Source organism: Streptomyces sp. NPDC006283, from assembly GCF_040613325.1.
In the GTDB taxonomy this organism is placed as follows: Bacteria; Actinomycetota; Actinomycetes; order Streptomycetales; family Streptomycetaceae; genus Streptomyces.
In genome coordinates, this window is sequence record NZ_JBEXRZ010000063.1 from 21,751 (window position 1) to 36,811 (window position 15,061).

General features: G+C 72.2%; 13 protein-coding genes. 5 read left to right on the plus strand and 8 right to left on the minus strand.

The features are described from left to right. Positions 1–50 precede the first annotated feature (50 nt). Positions 51–2,351, minus strand: a complete 2,301-nt coding sequence (locus ABZ070_RS15855; RefSeq protein ID WP_356634065.1) for a SpoIIE family protein phosphatase — start codon at positions 2,349–2,351, stop codon at positions 51–53. 257 nt (positions 2,352–2,608) lie between these two features. Here ABZ070_RS15855 and ABZ070_RS15860 point away from each other — a divergent pair, with 257 nt between their 5' ends. Further along, positions 2,609–2,932: a plasmid stabilization protein gene (locus ABZ070_RS15860; protein ID WP_356634067.1), complete on the plus strand. Its 324-nt coding sequence runs from the start codon at positions 2,609–2,611 to the stop codon at positions 2,930–2,932. Positions 2,933–3,042: 110 nt separating this feature from the next. Here the strand turns inward: ABZ070_RS15860 and ABZ070_RS15865 are convergent, their stop codons facing one another. Together ABZ070_RS15865 and ABZ070_RS15870 are read right to left on the minus strand one after the other, a co-directional pair. Further along, positions 3,043–3,717 (minus strand): endonuclease, encoded by a 675-nt coding sequence (locus ABZ070_RS15865; protein WP_356634069.1) that lies wholly within the window; start codon positions 3,715–3,717, stop codon positions 3,043–3,045. Next, complete coding sequence (locus tag ABZ070_RS15870) at positions 3,714–4,862, minus strand: Vms1/Ankzf1 family peptidyl-tRNA hydrolase (protein ID WP_356634070.1); 1,149 nt, start codon at positions 4,860–4,862, stop codon at positions 3,714–3,716. Before ABZ070_RS15870 ends, ABZ070_RS15865 begins: the two co-directional genes overlap by 4 nt. 102 nt (positions 4,863–4,964) lie before the next feature. Between ABZ070_RS15870 and ABZ070_RS15875 the strand changes: the two genes are divergently transcribed. Continuing rightward, positions 4,965–5,210, plus strand: a complete 246-nt coding sequence (locus ABZ070_RS15875) for a DUF6158 family protein (protein WP_356634072.1) — start codon at positions 4,965–4,967, stop codon at positions 5,208–5,210. A gap of 127 nt (positions 5,211–5,337) precedes the next feature. Here the strand turns inward: ABZ070_RS15875 and ABZ070_RS15880 are convergent, their stop codons facing one another. From ABZ070_RS15880 to ABZ070_RS15900, 5 genes are all read right to left on the minus strand, one after another. Continuing rightward, positions 5,338–5,895, minus strand: a complete 558-nt coding sequence (locus tag ABZ070_RS15880; RefSeq protein WP_356634074.1) for a type 1 glutamine amidotransferase domain-containing protein — start codon at positions 5,893–5,895, stop codon at positions 5,338–5,340. 2 nt (positions 5,896–5,897) lie between these two features. Then, positions 5,898–6,326, minus strand: a complete 429-nt coding sequence (locus tag ABZ070_RS15885; RefSeq protein WP_356634076.1) for a CBS domain-containing protein — start codon at positions 6,324–6,326, stop codon at positions 5,898–5,900. Positions 6,327–6,649: 323 nt separating this feature from the next. Continuing rightward, positions 6,650–7,645, minus strand: a complete 996-nt coding sequence (gene meaB, locus ABZ070_RS15890; protein WP_356634078.1) for a methylmalonyl Co-A mutase-associated GTPase MeaB — start codon at positions 7,643–7,645, stop codon at positions 6,650–6,652. An 8-nt stretch (positions 7,646–7,653) separates the two neighbouring features. Then, a complete protein-coding gene (gene scpA, locus ABZ070_RS15895) occupies positions 7,654–9,861 on the minus strand; it encodes a methylmalonyl-CoA mutase (RefSeq protein ID WP_356634080.1) in 2,208 nt (735 codons plus the stop codon). After that, a complete protein-coding gene (locus ABZ070_RS15900) occupies positions 9,861–11,756 on the minus strand; it encodes a methylmalonyl-CoA mutase family protein (protein WP_356634082.1) in 1,896 nt (631 codons plus the stop codon). The genes scpA and ABZ070_RS15900 overlap by 1 nt, the downstream gene beginning before the upstream one ends. A gap of 222 nt (positions 11,757–11,978) precedes the next feature. Here ABZ070_RS15900 and ABZ070_RS15905 point away from each other — a divergent pair, with 222 nt between their 5' ends. The 3 genes from ABZ070_RS15905 to ABZ070_RS15915 form a co-directional block, all read left to right on the plus strand. Continuing rightward, on the plus strand, positions 11,979–12,206 hold the full coding sequence (locus tag ABZ070_RS15905; RefSeq protein WP_356634084.1) for a DUF6458 family protein: 228 nt from the start codon (positions 11,979–11,981) through the stop codon (positions 12,204–12,206). Positions 12,207–12,287: 81 nt separating this feature from the next. Next, positions 12,288–13,655, plus strand: a complete 1,368-nt coding sequence (locus ABZ070_RS15910; RefSeq protein ID WP_356634086.1) for an NAD(P)/FAD-dependent oxidoreductase — start codon at positions 12,288–12,290, stop codon at positions 13,653–13,655. Between the two features lies 1 nt (position 13,656). Beyond that, positions 13,657–15,061, plus strand: a 1,405-nt coding sequence (locus tag ABZ070_RS15915) for a transketolase (RefSeq protein ID WP_356634088.1), incomplete at its 3' end; no start/stop codon positions are given.

The following is a 15,061-nucleotide window of genomic DNA, read 5'->3' on the forward strand; positions in this document are numbered from 1 at the left end:
GCTGCCTGCGCCCTGCTCGCCGACGGCGGACGCGGGCCGGCGGGAGGGCGTCAGCCGAGGCGGATGGCGATGACGCTCGTGTCGTCGTCCGTGTCACCCGTCGCCGCGCTCAGCAACCGGTCGACCTGCTCGTCGATTCCGCATGACGTGAGCTCCTCCGCGGTGCGGCACAGCGCCGCCAGCCCTTGGTCCAGCCCGCCGTGACGGCGCTCGACGAGCCCGTCCGTGTACAGCAGGAGTGTGTCGCCGCAACGCAGTTGAGTCGTCTGCTCCCGGTAGACGGGGGAGGGCACCGCGCCGAGCAGGAGATCGTACGGGGGCTCCAGCAGCTGCGCCGTCCCCTCACGCAGCAGCAGGAGCGGCAGATGACCGGCGCTCGCCCAGCGCAGCGTCCGGTCCTCGGGGTCGTACAGCGCGCACACCGCCGTGGCCGTCGGATGCCCCGCAGCGTGCAGGGTCACTTCGTTGAGCCAGGCCATGAGGCGGCCGGGGGAGTGGCCGGTGAACGCGAGGCCGCGCAGCGCGTTGCGCAGCGCGACCATCCCGGTGGCCGCGTCGATGCCGTGGCCCGCGATGTCGCCGACCGCCATCAGCACCTGTCCTCCGGGCAGCGGCAGGATGTCGTACCAGTCGCCGCCCACGCGGTACTCCTGCGCCGCGGGCCGGTAACGTGCCGCCGCGCCGAGCCCCTGCAGCTTTGTCAGCGACGGCACTTCCGGCACGATCGCCTGCTGGAGCTGGAGCACCAGCCGGTGCCGCAGGCTCGCCTGCGCCCGTACCGCCGTGAGCTGGTCGAACGTCGCCGTCAGCGCGATCTCGGTGTGGTATTCGGCGGAGATGTCCTGGTAGACACCGGTGATCCCCGACAGCGCCGCCCCGTGCAGCAGCGGCTCCGCGGCGATCCTCACATGGCGCAACCCGCCGTCCTGGCGGACGACCCGGACCACTGCCGCGGCCCCCTTGCGGCGGTCGACCAGGTCGGTGAGGAGCTCGGCCAGCTCGTCCGCGTCATCGGGGTGGACGCGCGGCCCCAGCCCGGAGAGCGGTACGGGCGGCGAGCCGCGCTCCATCCCGAAGATCGCGTACGTCTGGTCGGTCCATGTCGACCGCCCCGTGGCGAGGTCGTCCTCGAACAGGGCGAGGCCCTGCAGCCGGCCCACGGCACGACCCACGGCCGTGCGCCGGTCGGTGTACGTGTGCCACAGCACGATGGTCCGGTCCGTGTCCACCGGAAGCACCCTCACGTCGAGGAGCGGACCCGCGGACTCGGCCGTGCGCTCCGCGGGCAGACGTGCGGCTCGCTGCGGGAAGTTCGCGTAGTGCGCACGCCGCGACATGGCCTCCAGATCCGCGTGGAGCAGCGGGAACGCGGCCTCGACCGGCAGCCCCACGGCCCGGTGGGAGCCGCCCAGTGCCTCACCGGCCGGTCCGTTCACGTGCTCGACCAGCAGAGCCGAGGTGTGCCGGTCGCGCTTGAGGGTCATCGCCGGGTGGACCAGAGCGTCGAGCAGGTCGTCGAGCGCCGGCCGCTCCGACAGCGTCAGCGGTTCGGCCGCCAGCACGTTCGCCGCCACCTCGATCAGCTCGGTGACCGCCGTGCGGAGCCTGTCGTCCAGGTCGGTGCTGCCGGGCCACACGGCAAGCGCCAGCCCCACGGTCCTGCCCCGAAGCCGCAGGGGGAACAGGGCACGAGCCGCGCGGTCGGAAGGTCCGGGCAGCACGTCGGGCGCCGCGGGACCTGTCGGCAGCCATACGGGCGCGGCGTCGGCGAAGGCAGAGCGGATCGGTGCGGGGATCGCCGGGGGGATCCAGGACCACTGTGCCGCCTCGAGGGCGCTCGCCCCGGCATGTCCGGCCAGGCGGAGACAGCCGGAGCCGGTCAGCTGCCACAGCCACAGAGCCTCCACGCCGAGGGGTTTCAGACCGCCCTCCAGGAGCGTGGCAGCGCCCTGCGTCACCGTGTCGGAAACCTCGGCGGCGGTGACCACCCGGCGCAGCCGGCGGGCTTCCGCGGGGGACGGCGCCGTCTCCTCGCCCGCGCCGCCGGGCGTGCCGGCGGACGGACCGGCCGCGGTCACGACGACGGCTCCGGCGACGCCGTTGACGATGTCCGCGGCGATGTCCTCGGGGCTCATCGAGGCCGACTCGGCGAGCCGGGCGAGATGTTCGCCCGCCTCCGAGGGCGATGTGCGCAGCTGCGCCGCGAGAATCCCGACGGCGAGGTCGGTCAGATGACGCCGGTTGAGTTCCTCGCGGAGGGCGGTGTTCTCCTCGGCCAGGCGGACGACGGTCGCCGTCGACCCGCTGTGGACGCCGCCCGTTCCTGAAGCACCGTGGGGTGGCTTGATCACGACCACTCCCATCTCGAGCAGCCAAGGCGACCAGACCAGTGGGTGATCGCGCCCGGTCAGGATTTTACGCGCGCTCACCCCGACCGGCAGTCGCACGGATCGCCAGGAGCGGGACGGACGCGGAATGCCCGCGGGAGCCCTGGGTACCCGCATGACCCGATCGGCCGCGCCCACCACCGTGGCAATTGCCATCCGGTGGGGTGCGGCGCACGGTGAAGAAGCTGGATTTCCCGTCCCCGGGTGACGAAGGAGTGGTCATGCCTCGCGGTTCGAGTCCCAAGAGGGAACGACAGTACGAGCACATCAAGGAAGGGGCCGAGCAGCGCGGAACGAGCGAGAAGCGCGCCAAGGAGATCGCCGCGCGCACGGTCAACAAGGAACGCGCCCGCTCCGGCGAGTCCAAGACCGCGAGCAAGAGCTCCACGCAGGACATGTCGTCCTCCAAGCGGGGCGGCCGGCGTTCGCACAGCGGCTCCGAAGGTCCGACCTACGACCAGTTGTACGCGGAGGCGCAGCGCCGCAATGTGCACGGCCGGTCGTCGATGAACAAGGAAGAGCTCAAGCGGTCACTGGGAAAGTGACCGTTCGACGAAGTTCCGACGCGCGTTGCCGGATGCCGCAGGGTTCTGTCCCACGGCATCCGGCCTTCGCATGTGAACGAGGAATGGGCCAGGTGTGAACGTGGAAACGGTCAGGCCGCTGCGTGTTCCTTCACGGACCCGGCCAGCTCCTTGTCCAGCGCCGCCCGCACCAGTCCGGCCGCCAGATGCGCGGCGTCGGCGTCGTCCGCCAGCCTCAGCAGCGTCCGGGGATCGTCGGCGACCCCCAGACGGCGAGCGCCTTGCAGGGCCTTCTCGTCCAGCAGCGGCCCCGTCTCGGGCCAGACACACTGGACCTCGCGGAGAAAGATGTCGACACCCGCAGGGCCGATGCCCGGTATGTCCCGCAGCAGTCGGCGCAGTTCGTCGACATCGCCGCCGGCCCTCTCGCGCATGCGGCGCAGATCGCCGCCGTACCGTTCGATCAGCAGCTCCGCCCCGTCGCCCAGTTGGGTCGCCGTGCGCTCGTCGTAACGGCGGTAGCCGCCGCGGCCGAGGGCGTCGACCCGGTCCTGCCAGGAGGCCTGTGCCATGGCCTGGGCACTGCGCATACCCGCCCGATTCAGCTCCCCCGCGGCGGCGACCGCCACGGACGCGCGGATGCGGGCGCTCAGCAGATGGGCGAGGACGAGCAGCCGGTAGAGCGGCTGGGGGGTGTCGCGCAGCTTGATCCCCGCCTCTTCGGCGTAGGTGCGGCCGTGGTCGTCGAGGAGCGCGTGCAGCACTGCCCGCTGCTGCCGCAGTCCGGGAGCGCGTTGGGTGCTCATCGCTGTTCCCTCTCCTGGTACGACCGGTGCAGCAGCGCACCCAGACCGCCGGCCGGGACGTCGGCCGCCGGCTCGGCGGTCCTGGCGGGGGCGGCGTGGTGGGCCGGCAGGCTCTGCACCGCGGCGCCGGTCACCGCCGCCGAACGCAGCAGCGCGTCGTCGGCACGGGCGGCCACCGGGTGGGTGCCGCCCAGGTACCGGGACTCCGTGCGGCGTACGGCCAGTTGGTCGGGCTCGTTGCCCACCCAGACCTCGCGGCGCGTGTCGGGTCCGTCCGGCCGTACGAAGAGCTCCGCTATCCGGTGCTCGCGCGCCGCCTCCACGAGTGCCGGCACGCCCTCGGCGGTCGCGTCGTGGGCGGAACGGAAGCGGTCCAGTTCCTCGTCGGCCGTACGGCGCAGGTGCTCCTGGCGGGCGCGTTCGATGTCCTCGTCCAGCAGGGTGGCCGCGCCCTGCGCACGGCCGCCGTGCGCGGTCTCGACGGCGCGCGGGCGCAGTCGGGCGGGCAGCTTGTCGTGGACCGGGCGGCGCTCGCGGACGTCGCCGGCCAGTACCACCAGATCGGCGGCCACCTGCTCGTCGCAGACGGCGATCGCGTCGGCGATCTCGCCCGCGTCGTACTCCCAGGTGTCCTCCACGCTCCGCTGGAACTGCCGCTCCGACCAGTCGTCCCGGCCCGTCCGGTGGATGGGCCGGTCCCGCCCCTCGGCCTGCCCGGTGCGCCTGGTGCCCAGCGGGGTGCGCACCTCGAGGTCCGCGCCCAGCCGGTCGATGTACGCGACGAGGCACACCGGTTCCTGTGCGGCGAGGTCGAGGAGGGGGGCCACGTGAGGCAGCGCCGACCACCGGGCGTCGACGGCCATGGACGGGCGGGTGGCCAGTGGCGGGTCGAGGACGACCCGGCCGGAGGTGGCGAAGACGGCACGCCCTGCGCCGTGGGTCCTCTCCGGCCCGGACATCAGCGCGTGGAACACGGCGCGCACGGTCGCGTCGTCGGCTCCTTGGCGCGAGAGGGAGTCGCACACGTTCCTGGCCTGCAGCTCACGGCGTGTCGTGGTGGACTCGTCCTCTTGGCCCGTGTCGATGTGAACGCTGGCCCAAGGACCTGGACGCTCGTAGAGAGGGGTGAGAAATGAGAGCTGCATGACTTCCTCCCTCGCGGCCCGGGGTATCGCGTCAGGAGCGGGTACCCGTGAGGCCATCCACCACACGCCACGAAGACCACCACTCGGAAGGGGACGGTTGCCGTGAACGAGAGCGAGCACCGGCACAGGGGCGTCGACCCGGCGGACCTCGGCGAACAGGATCTGCTGCGGGAACTGGAGACCATCCACCGCAGCCGCCACGACACCCTGCTGTACGGCTCGGCCGCCGCCCTGGAAGCGCACAACGTCCGGATGGCGGACTTGGAGGCCGAGTACCTCCGGCGTCACCCGGAGCGCCCCGTCGCGTCGGGCCGCACCCGCTCCGGCGCCCGGAGCAGGCACACCTGAGGGCAGGACATCGCCGGGTCCGAGGGCAGCACGGAGCGCCGGGCGCGCGCTCGACGCGCGCGGCCCCGGCGCTGGGCAGGGCACGGGCCGTGGCACGGCAAGGGCCGGCCGGGCGGCCGTCCGTGGCTCAGCGGCCCGCGGCGACGCCGGAAGCCTTGTCGAACGCGCTGGTGAACGCCTCGCAGAACGCCTTGAGGTCGCCGGGCTTGCGGCTGGTGATCAGCGTGCCGGGCGCGCCCTCGCAGATGTGCACCTGCTCGTCCACCCACTCGCCGCCGGCATTGCGGATGTCCGTGCGCAGACTCGGCCACGACGTCAGGGTGCGGCCACGCACCACATCGGCCTCGACCAGTGTCCACGGCGCATGGCAGATGGCTGCCACCGGTTTGCCCGCCTCGAAGAACGCCTTGACGAAGGCCACCGCGTCCGCGTCCATCCGCAGGGCGTCCGGGTTGGCCACGCCGCCGGGCAGTACCAGGGCCCCGAAGTCGTCCACCGAGGCGTCGGCGACCACATCGTCGACGGGAAAGGTGTCCGCCTTGTCGAGGTGGTGGAAAGCCTGCACCCGCCCGGACTGCGTCGATACCAGCCGGGGTTGGTCGCCGGCGGCTGTCACGGCCTTCCACGGTTCGGTGAGTTCGACCTGCTCCACACCTTCCGGTGCGGTCAGAAACGCGATCTGCATGATCAGGTCCTTTCGCTGTTGCTCTCGGCCTGGCTGATGTCCGCCAGCGCGGAGTGCGGCTCCTGGGCGACGGCGACATCGCCGATGCTCACCACCCCGAGCGGGCGGCCGTCCTCCACCACCGGCAGCCGGCGCACCGCATGCGTGCGCATCAGCCGGACGGCCGACGCCAGCGCGTCGTCGGGGCCGACGCACACCGGGTCCGGGGTGCATGCGGAGGCGACGCTGACACCTGCCGGATCCGCGCCCTCGGCGACGGAACGAAGGGTGATGTCCCGGTCGGTGAGCACGCCCACCACGTGATCGCCTTCGGCGACCAGTACATCTCCGATGTCCATGTCGCGCATGAGCCGCGCCGCTTCCACGAGTGAGGCGTCCGGCCGTACCGCCGCCGCACCGGCCGTCATGACTTCTCTCACCAACTGTGCCATTGCTGCTCGCCTTCCAGTGTCTTGCCGTACCAGCCCTGTCGGGGCGGCTGCCGGGGCCGGGTACCCGGGCGACGGCCGGCGACACAGGGAGTGCAGGCGGCAGCGAGCGGAGCGGCCGGCAGGGAAGGGCTGCGGCCCGAGGCGAGGCGGAGACGGACCGGGGAGAGGGGCGATGTTTGGACCCCGCGAGGGCGGGGACCCGGAAATCGGCCGAGCGGCCATGGGATGGGAGAACGGGCCGGGTGCCGAGGATCGGCGGACCTCCGCACCCGGTCCGGCCCGATCCCCCAACGGACCTCGGCACCCTTTCCGGCCCGATCCCCCTAACGGGACTCCGGCCGTCCGAAGGCGTCGAGGATGCGTTCGGCCGCCAGTGTGGCGGTCAGCTCCCCACCCCGTACCAACTGCTCGAGACCGGGCGCGAGTTCGCGTACCCCGGGGTGCCGGCGCAGTCGGTCCAGCAGCGTGTCGTGGACCATCGCCCACGTCCACTCGACCTGCTGGTCACGGCGTTTGGCGTCGAGAGCGCCGGTCGAGTCCAGCAGCGCGCGGTGCTGCTCGAGCCGCTCCCACAGCACGTCGAGACCGGTGCCCTCCCGGGCGCTGCACGACAGCACCGGCGGAGTCCACGCGGCGTCGGCCGGATGCAGCAGGCGCAGCGCGCCGGCGAGCTCGCGGGCGGCCGAGCGGGCGTCGCGCTCGTGCGGTCCGTCCGCCTTGTTCACGGCGATCACGTCGGCCAGCTCCAGCACGCCCTTCTTGATGCCCTGCAGCTGGTCACCGGTGCGGGCGAGGCTGAGCAACAGGAACGAGTCGACCATCCCCGCCACGGCGGTCTCCGACTGGCCGACCCCGACCGTCTCCACCAGCACCACGTCGTAACCGGCGGCCTCCATCACGACCATCGTCTCCCGGGTCGCCTTGGCGACCCCGCCCAGCGTGCCGGAGCTGGGGGAGGGGCGGACGAAGGCCGCCGGGTCCACCGCCAGGCGCTCCATGCGGGTCTTGTCACCCAGGATGGAGCCCCCGGTGCGGGTGGAGGACGGGTCGACGGCGAGGACGGCGACACGGTGGCCCACAGCGGTCAGCATGGAGCCGAGCGCGTCGATGAACGTCGACTTGCCCACTCCGGGCACACCGCTGATCCCGACCCGTCTCGCCGCTCCCGCGTACGGCAGAAGCTCGGTCAGCAACTGCTGTGCGAGCGCCCGGTGGTCCGGACGTGAGGACTCCACGAGCGTGACGGCGCGGGCGATGTACGCCCGCGACCCCTCACGGACGCCCTTGACGTAGGCGTCGATGTCGATCTTCGGCGGCATCGGCCGCCCTAGATCTCGTGGCCGAGCGAGCCGGCCAGGGTCCGCACCAGGTCCCGGGCGGCGTCCGGGATCACCGTGCCCGGCGGGAAGACCGCCGCCGCACCCGCGTCGCGCAGCGCCTGGACGTCCTGCGGCGGGATCACACCCCCGACCACGATCATGATGTCCTCGCGCCCCTCGGTCGCCAGCTCCTCGCGCAGCGCCGGCACCAGCGTCAGATGACCCGCGGCCAGCGACGAGACACCGACGATGTGGACGTCCGCCTCCACCGCCTGGCGGGCCACCTCCGCCGGCGTCTGGAACAGCGGGCCGACATCGACGTCGAAACCGAGGTCGGCGAAGGCGGTGGCGATGACCTTCTGGCCGCGGTCGTGGCCGTCCTGGCCCATCTTGGCGACCAGGATGCGCGGCCGCCGGCCCTCCGCCTGCTCGAACTCCTCGACCAGGGCGCGGGTTCCGTCCACCGCGGGTGACATGCCGGCCTCGTTCCTGTACACGCCGGAGATCGTACGGATCTGGCCGGAGTGCCGGCCGTACACCTTCTCCAGGGCGTCGGAGATCTCTCCGACGGTCGCCATGGCCCGGGCCGCGTCCACGGCCAGCGCCAGCAGATTGCCCTCCAGGCCACCGCCCTGCGCCGGACCGGCCTCGGCCGCCGCGGTCAGGGCGCGCAGCGCGTCCTGGCAGGCGCTCTCGTCGCGCTCCGCGCGCAGCCGCCGCAGCTTCTCGACCTGCTGGGTGCGCACCTGGGAGTTGTCGACCTTGAGCACCTCGATCTGCTCGTCGCTCTCCACGCGGTACTTGTTCACGCCGATCACCGGCTGCCGGCCGGAGTCGATACGGGCCTGGGTGCGGGCCGCGGCCTCCTCCACGCGGAGCTTGGGGATACCGGCGTCGATGGCCTTCGCCATGCCGCCCGCGGCCTCCACCTCCTCGATGTGCTGCCAGGCGCGCCGGGCGAGGTCATGCGTGAGCTTCTCCACGTACGCGCTGCCGCCCCACGGGTCGATGACCCGGCAGGTGCCCGACTCCTGCTGGAGCAGGAGCTGGGTGTTGCGGGCGATCCGGGCGGAGAAGTCGGTCGGCAGGGCCAGCGCCTCGTCGAGGGCGTTGGTGTGCAGCGACTGGGTGTGTCCCTGAGTCGCGGCCATCGCCTCGACACAGGTGCGGGTGACGTTGTTGAAGACGTCCTGCGCCGTCAGCGACCAGCCGGAGGTCTGCGAATGGGTGCGCAGCGACAGCGACTTGGGGTTCTTCGGATCGAACGTCTTCACCAGCTTCGCCCACAGAAGGCGCGCCGCGCGCAGCTTGGCGACCTCCATGAAGAAGTTCATGCCGATCGCCCAGAAGAACGACAGCCGCGGCGCGAACGCGTCCACGTCCATGCCCGCGGCGATCCCCGCCCGCAGGTACTCCATGCCGTCGGCGAGGGTGTACGCGAGCTCCAGGTCGGCGGTGGCTCCGGCCTCCTGGATGTGGTAGCCGGAGATGGAGATGGAGTTGTAGCGCGGCATCTTCTGCGACGTGTACGCGAAGATGTCCGAGATGATCCGCATCGAGGGGCCGGGCGGATAGATGTAGGTGTTACGGACCATGAACTCCTTGAGGATGTCGTTCTGGATGGTCCCCGCCAGCTTCTCCGGCGGTACGCCCTGCTCCTCCGCGGCCACGATGTACAGCGCGAGGACCGGCAGGACCGCGCCGTTCATCGTCATCGACACGCTCATACGGTCCAGCGGGATGCCGTCGAACAGCTGCCGCATGTCGTAGATCGAGTCGATCGCCACACCGGCCATGCCGACGTCGCCGGTCACGCGGGGGTGGTCGCTGTCGTATCCGCGGTGCGTCGGCAGATCGAAGGCGACCGACAGGCCCTTCTGGCCGGCCGCGAGATTGCGCCGGTAGAAGGCGTTGGACTCCTCGGCAGTGGAGAAACCCGCGTACTGACGGATGGTCCAGGGCTGGTTGACGTACATCGTCGGGTACGGACCGCGCAGATACGGTGCGACGCCCGGATACGTGCCGAGGAAGTCGACGTCCGCCAGGTCACGGTCCGTGTACAGGGGCTTCACCGGAATGCCCTCCGGCGTCTCCCACACCAGCTCGCCGGCGTCCTTGCCGGTGGCCGCCTCGACGGCCGCCTGCCACTGCTCCTCACCGGCCGTGCCCGCCGTTGCGGGCCCCAGCTCGATACCCGTGAAATCCGGGATGCCCATCACGCCACTCCGATCCGGTCGAGGGCCGAGGCCAGCACGGCGACCGCGTCGCCGCCCGCGACGACGAACTCGTCGACGCCGGCCCTCTCGTACGTCTCACGCTGTTCGCCGGGCCGCCCGGCGAGGAACACCCGCAGTGCGCCCGCGGCCTTCAGGGCCTCTGCCACCGGTCCGGCCTGCTCCGCGTAGAGCGCGTCGCTGGAGCAGATGCACGCCACGGACGCGCCGCTCGCGGCGAACGCCGCCGCGGCGGAGGCCGCGTCGACGCTCACCGGGTCGTGGACGGGTTCGATGCCGCCGGCCTGGAAGAGGTTGGCGGCGAAACCCGCCCGCGCGGTGTGCGCCGACGCCGGGCCGAGCGCCGCGAGGAACACCTTGGGCCGTGCCCCGGTCTCCGTCAGATGAGCGTCCGAACGGGCACGCAGCGCCTCGAACGCCTCGTCACGGCGGACCACCGGCAGTCCGCCGCCGGGCCGTCGCGGAGCCGGATCGCGCTGCACCGCCGGCTGCCCGAGCAACGGGAACTCGCTGACCCCGGTGACCGGTTCGCGGCGTGTGGCCAGCTTCCGGCTGCGGCTCGCCCAAGCGGCGTCGATGCGTGTCCCGACCAGCCCGCTGCCCAGCGCCGCGGCCTGGCCGCCGGCCGCCTCGATCTCCTGGAACCACGCCCAGGCCGCCTGCGCCAGTTCGTCCGTGAGCTGTTCGACGTACCAGGAGCCGCCCGCCGGGTCCACGACCCGGGCCAGATGCGACTCCTCCAGCAGGATCGTGGAGGTGTTGCGCGCGATCCGGCGCGCGAAGGCGTCCGGGAGGCCCAGGGCGTGGTCGAAGGGGAGCACCGTCACCGCGTCGGCGCCGCCCACACCCGCGGCGAGCGAGGCGACCGTCGTGCGCAGCATGTTCACCCACGGGTCGCGCCGGGTCATCATCACGGAGGAGGTCACGGCGTGCTGCCGCTGTGATCCGGCAGCGCCGGTCACCCCGCACACCTCGGCCACGCGGGCCCACAGCCGGCGGGCCGCGCGCAGCTTGGCGATCGTCAGGAACTGGTCCGCGGTGGCGGCGTACCGGAACTCCAGCTGACCGCAGGCCGCTTGCGCGTCCAGGCCGGCTCCCGTCAGGTCACGCAGCCAGGAGACGCCGGTGGCCAAGGAGCAACCCAGCTCCTGGGCGGCCGTCGCGCCCGCCTCGTGGTACGGCAGCGCGTCGACCGTCACCGCCCGCAGGCCCGGATAGGTGCTGTGGCAGAGGGTGGCCAGCTCGGCCGCCGCGGCCGTGTGCTGGTCGAGGCCGTCATGACGGCCGGTGCGCGCGGCATGGCCGAACGGGTCGGCGCCCAGGTTGCCGAGCGCCGCCTCAGGGGCCACGCCCCTCTTCTCGTACAGCGCGAGCAACTCCCGTGCCGCCGCCTCGAAGGCGCTGCCTGCGTCGAGCACCACAGGAGCCAGGTCCAGATAGACGCCCTCGAGCGCCGCGCCGAGACCGTCGAGAGGCACGCCGGACTCGCCGACCGCCAGCCACACCGAGGCGGCGCCGTTCTCGAGGTCGGTCAGGACCGCCTCGTTGGTACGGGCCGGATCAGGCCTTTCGTGGCGCTGGCGTACGTCCCAGCCGGTGAGCGAAGCGCCCTGGGGCCTGCCGCCGCGGGTGAACGGGGCGAAGCCGGGGAAACCGGCCGCGTCCGCACCGCCGTGGGGCGTGCCGGGGGAGGTGTAGAGAGGACGGGTGGCGATCCCGTCCTCCAGAGCCGTGGACAGCGCGTCCTCGGCCGCCGTGCCCGTCACGTCCTTGCCTGCCTTGCGCAGCACGCCTTCGACCAGGCGCTGCCACTGCTCATGGGTCGCATCCGGAAACTCGGCGGCCAGTGAGAACCCGTCATCGGGGAGGACCGTCATGCTCCGGATGTTAGGACAGACACCCAGAGTCACAGCAGTGCCGACGGCTGTGACCTTGCACTCCCCGGCCCGCTCTTGATCCATTGCGCGCCGTGCCCTATCCGGCCCGCCGACCCGGGCCCACCGCCGGGCGGCCCATGCATGTCGCTACCTCGGGCGGGTACCCGCAACCCGACCAGGACGGCATCGAGAACGCCGACGACAAGAGAAAAGGTGAGTCATATGGGTCTGGGTGGTTGCATCATCCTGATCGCGGCCGGAGCGATCCTCACGTTCGCCACCGACTGGGAGGTGAAGGGCGCCAACCTCGACGTGATCGGCCTGATCCTGATGGCCGTCGGCATCATCGGAGTCGCCACCTTCACCAGCATCGCCCGCCGCCGGCGCGTGGTCGTGCCGCCGGCGACTCCCGTGGTCGAGGACCGGCCGAACCACCGGACGTACGAGTAGAGACGCACCGCAGGAACGAGCCCGGGAGCCCGCCCCGGCCAGGCGCCGCAGGGTTTGGCGGCCCAGCTCAAGGGCACCCGGATGCCGCGCCGTACACACCCCCGTTCGCGAACGGAGCCGACTGTGAGCCGTTCCCGCGTTGTTGTCGTCGGAGCCGGATTCGCCGGATTCCAGGCCGCCCGCACACTCGTGCGTACCCTGCGCGGCCAGGTCGAGGTGGTCCTGCTCAATCCGACCGACTACTTCCTCTATCTTCCGCTGCTCCCGCAGGTCGCCGCGGGCATCCTCGAACCGCGCCGTGTGACGGTCTCGCTCCCCGGGGCCCTTCCCGAGGCCCGTCTAATCCTCGGCACGGCCACCCGGGTCGATCTCGCCGAACGGCACGTCCACTACGAGGGGCCGGAGGGCGACAGCGGCCGGCTCGAGTACGACCGGCTGGTGCTCGCCGTAGGCAGCGTCAACAAGCTGCTTCCGGTGCCCGGCATCGCCGAGCACGCGCACGGCTTCCGGGGCCTGCCGGAAGCCCTCTACCTGCGCGACCACGTCACCCGGCAGATGGAACTCGCCCTCGTGGCGGACAGCGCGGAGGAACGTGCCGCCCGCCGCACCTTCGTCGTCGTGGGCGCCGGATACACCGGCACCGAAGTGGCCGCCCACGGAGCCATGTTCACCCGGGCGCTCGCGGACCGGCAGCGCGCCGGGAACACGGACGGCCGGCCGCGCTGGATGCTGGTGGACATCGCGGACCGGGTGCTCCCCGGACTCGACCGCAGGCTCTCCGACACCGCGGACCGGGTACTGCGCGAACGCGGCGTCGAGATACGCACCAAGACATCCGTCAAGGAGGCCACCGCGAACGGAGTGCTCTTCGACGACGGCGACGACATCGCGACCCGCACCCTCGTCTGGTGCGTCGGCGTACGCCCCGACCCGCTGGTCTCCGACGTGGGACTGCCCGTCGAGCACGGCCGGCTGGTCGTCGACTCCGCGCTCACCGTGCCCGGTCATCCCGAGGTGTTCGCCTGCGGGGACGCCGCCGCGGTCCCCGACGTCACCCGGCCCGGCGAGTACACAGCCATGACAGCCCAACACGCCGCCCGCCAGGGCAAAACGGCCGGCCACAACGTCGCCGCCTCCCTCGGCCGGGGCGTCCGGCGTGCCTATGTCCACCACGACCTGGGTTTCGCCGTGGACCTCGGCGGCGTCAAGGCCGCCGCCAATCCCCTCGGGGTCGCACTCTCCGGCCCGCTCGCCGGGGCCGTCACCCGCGGCTACCACCTTGCCGCGATGCCCGGCAACCGGGTGCGCGTCGCGGCCGACTGGGCCCTGGACGCCGTACTGCCCCGCCAGGCGGTCCAACTGGGCCTTGTGCGTTCCGGATCGGTCCCGCTGGACACCGCCTCGCCGGAACTGGCGAGGGCGGCGGGCGCCCCCTCCAAGGAGCAGTGAAATGCAGGACGAACAACTCGCAGAGCTGGCACAGCAGTTGCGCGTGGACGCCGTACGCGCCGCCGACGCCGCGGGCTCCGGCCACCCGACGTCCTCCATGTCCGCGGCCGAACTCGGGGCCGTCCTTCTGGCCCGTCATCTGCGCTACGACTTCGGCCGCCCGGAGCACCCGGGAAACGACCGGCTCGTGCTCTCCAAGGGCCACGCCTCGCCGCTGCTGTACGCCCTGTACCGGGCCGCCGGGGCGATCGACGACGAGGAACTCCTCACCTTCCGCCAACGCGGGAGCCGCCTCGAAGGACACCCCACTCCGCGACTGCCCTGGGTGGACGTCGCCACCGGCTCACTGGGCCAGGGGCTGCCCGTCGGCGTCGGCATGGCGCTCGCGGGCAAGAGGCTGGACCAGATCCCGTACCGCGTCTGGGTGGTGTCCGGTGACAGCGAGATGGCGGAAGGTTCGGTGTGGGAGGCCGTCGAGCACGCCGCGTTCGAGCGGCTGGACAACCTGACGCTGATCCTCGACGTGAACCGGCTCGGCCAGCGCGGTCCCACCCGCTTCGGCTGGGATCTCGACGCGTACGCCCGCCGGCTCCAGGCCTTCGGCTGGCACACCGTCGAGATCGACGGACACGACGTCAGGGCCGTCGACGACGCCCTGTCCGAGGCGGCGGCCACCGTGGGCCGGCCCACCGCCGTCATCGCCCGCACCGAGAAGGGCCGTGGAGTGAGCGCGGTCCAGGACCAGGAAGGCAAACACGGCAAGCCGCTGCCCGACGCCCAGGAGGCGATCGAGGAACTCGGCGGCGTACGCACCGCCACCGTCGAGGTACAGCCGCCGCCACAGGCCCGCGTCCTGCACGCCCGCCGCACCGCCGGGCTCACCCTGCCGGTGTACGAGGTCGGCGACGAGGTCGCCACCCGCACCGCGTACGGCCAGGCCCTCGCCGCCCTGGGCTCCGCACGTACAGACGTCGTAGCACTCGACGCCGAAGTGGGCGACTCCACACGCACCGAGTACTTCGCCAAGGAACACCCCGGCCGCCACTTCCAGTGCTACATCGCCGAACAGCAACTCGTCGCCGCGGCCGTGGGCATGTACGCCAGGGGCTACGTCCCCTTCGCCTCGACGTTCGCCGCCTTCCTGACCCGCGCCCACGACTTCGTGCGCATGGCGGCCGTCAGCCGCGCCTCCATCAACCTCGTCGGCTCCCACGCGGGTGTCGCCATCGGCCAGGACGGGCCCTCCCAGATGGGCCTGGAGGACCTCGCCATGTTCCGCTCGGTGCCCGGGAGCACCGTCCTCTACCCCTGTGACGCCCACCAGACGGCCCGGCTCGTCGCGGCCATGGCGGACCTGCCCAACGTGAGCTACCTGCGCACCAGCCGCGCCGACATGCCGGTGCTCT

What these genes read in the sequence shown, in the direction of transcription:
- ABZ070_RS15885 (WP_356634076.1), bottom strand. Translation starts at nt 6,326, where the DNA reads ATGGCACAGTTGGTGAGAGAAGTCATGACGGCCGGTGCGGCGGCGGTA.
- scpA (WP_356634080.1), bottom strand. Translation starts at nt 9,861, where the DNA reads ATGGGCATCCCGGATTTCACGGGTATCGAGCTGGGGCCCGCAACGGCG.
- ABZ070_RS15865 (WP_356634069.1), bottom strand. Translation starts at nt 3,717, where the DNA reads ATGAGCACCCAACGCGCTCCCGGACTGCGGCAGCAGCGGGCAGTGCTG.
- meaB (WP_356634078.1), bottom strand. Translation starts at nt 7,645, where the DNA reads ATGCCGCCGAAGATCGACATCGACGCCTACGTCAAGGGCGTCCGTGAG.
- ABZ070_RS15905 (WP_356634084.1), top strand. Translation starts at nt 11,979, where the DNA reads ATGGGTCTGGGTGGTTGCATCATCCTGATCGCGGCCGGAGCGATCCTC.
- ABZ070_RS15900 (WP_356634082.1), bottom strand. Translation starts at nt 11,756, where the DNA reads ATGACGGTCCTCCCCGATGACGGGTTCTCACTGGCCGCCGAGTTTCCG.
- ABZ070_RS15860 (WP_356634067.1), top strand. Translation starts at nt 2,609, where the DNA reads ATGCCTCGCGGTTCGAGTCCCAAGAGGGAACGACAGTACGAGCACATC.
- ABZ070_RS15910 (WP_356634086.1), top strand. Translation starts at nt 12,288, where the DNA reads ATGCCGCGCCGTACACACCCCCGTTCGCGAACGGAGCCGACTGTGAGC.
- ABZ070_RS15880 (WP_356634074.1), bottom strand. Translation starts at nt 5,895, where the DNA reads ATGCAGATCGCGTTTCTGACCGCACCGGAAGGTGTGGAGCAGGTCGAA.
- ABZ070_RS15870 (WP_356634070.1), bottom strand. Translation starts at nt 4,862, where the DNA reads ATGCAGCTCTCATTTCTCACCCCTCTCTACGAGCGTCCAGGTCCTTGG.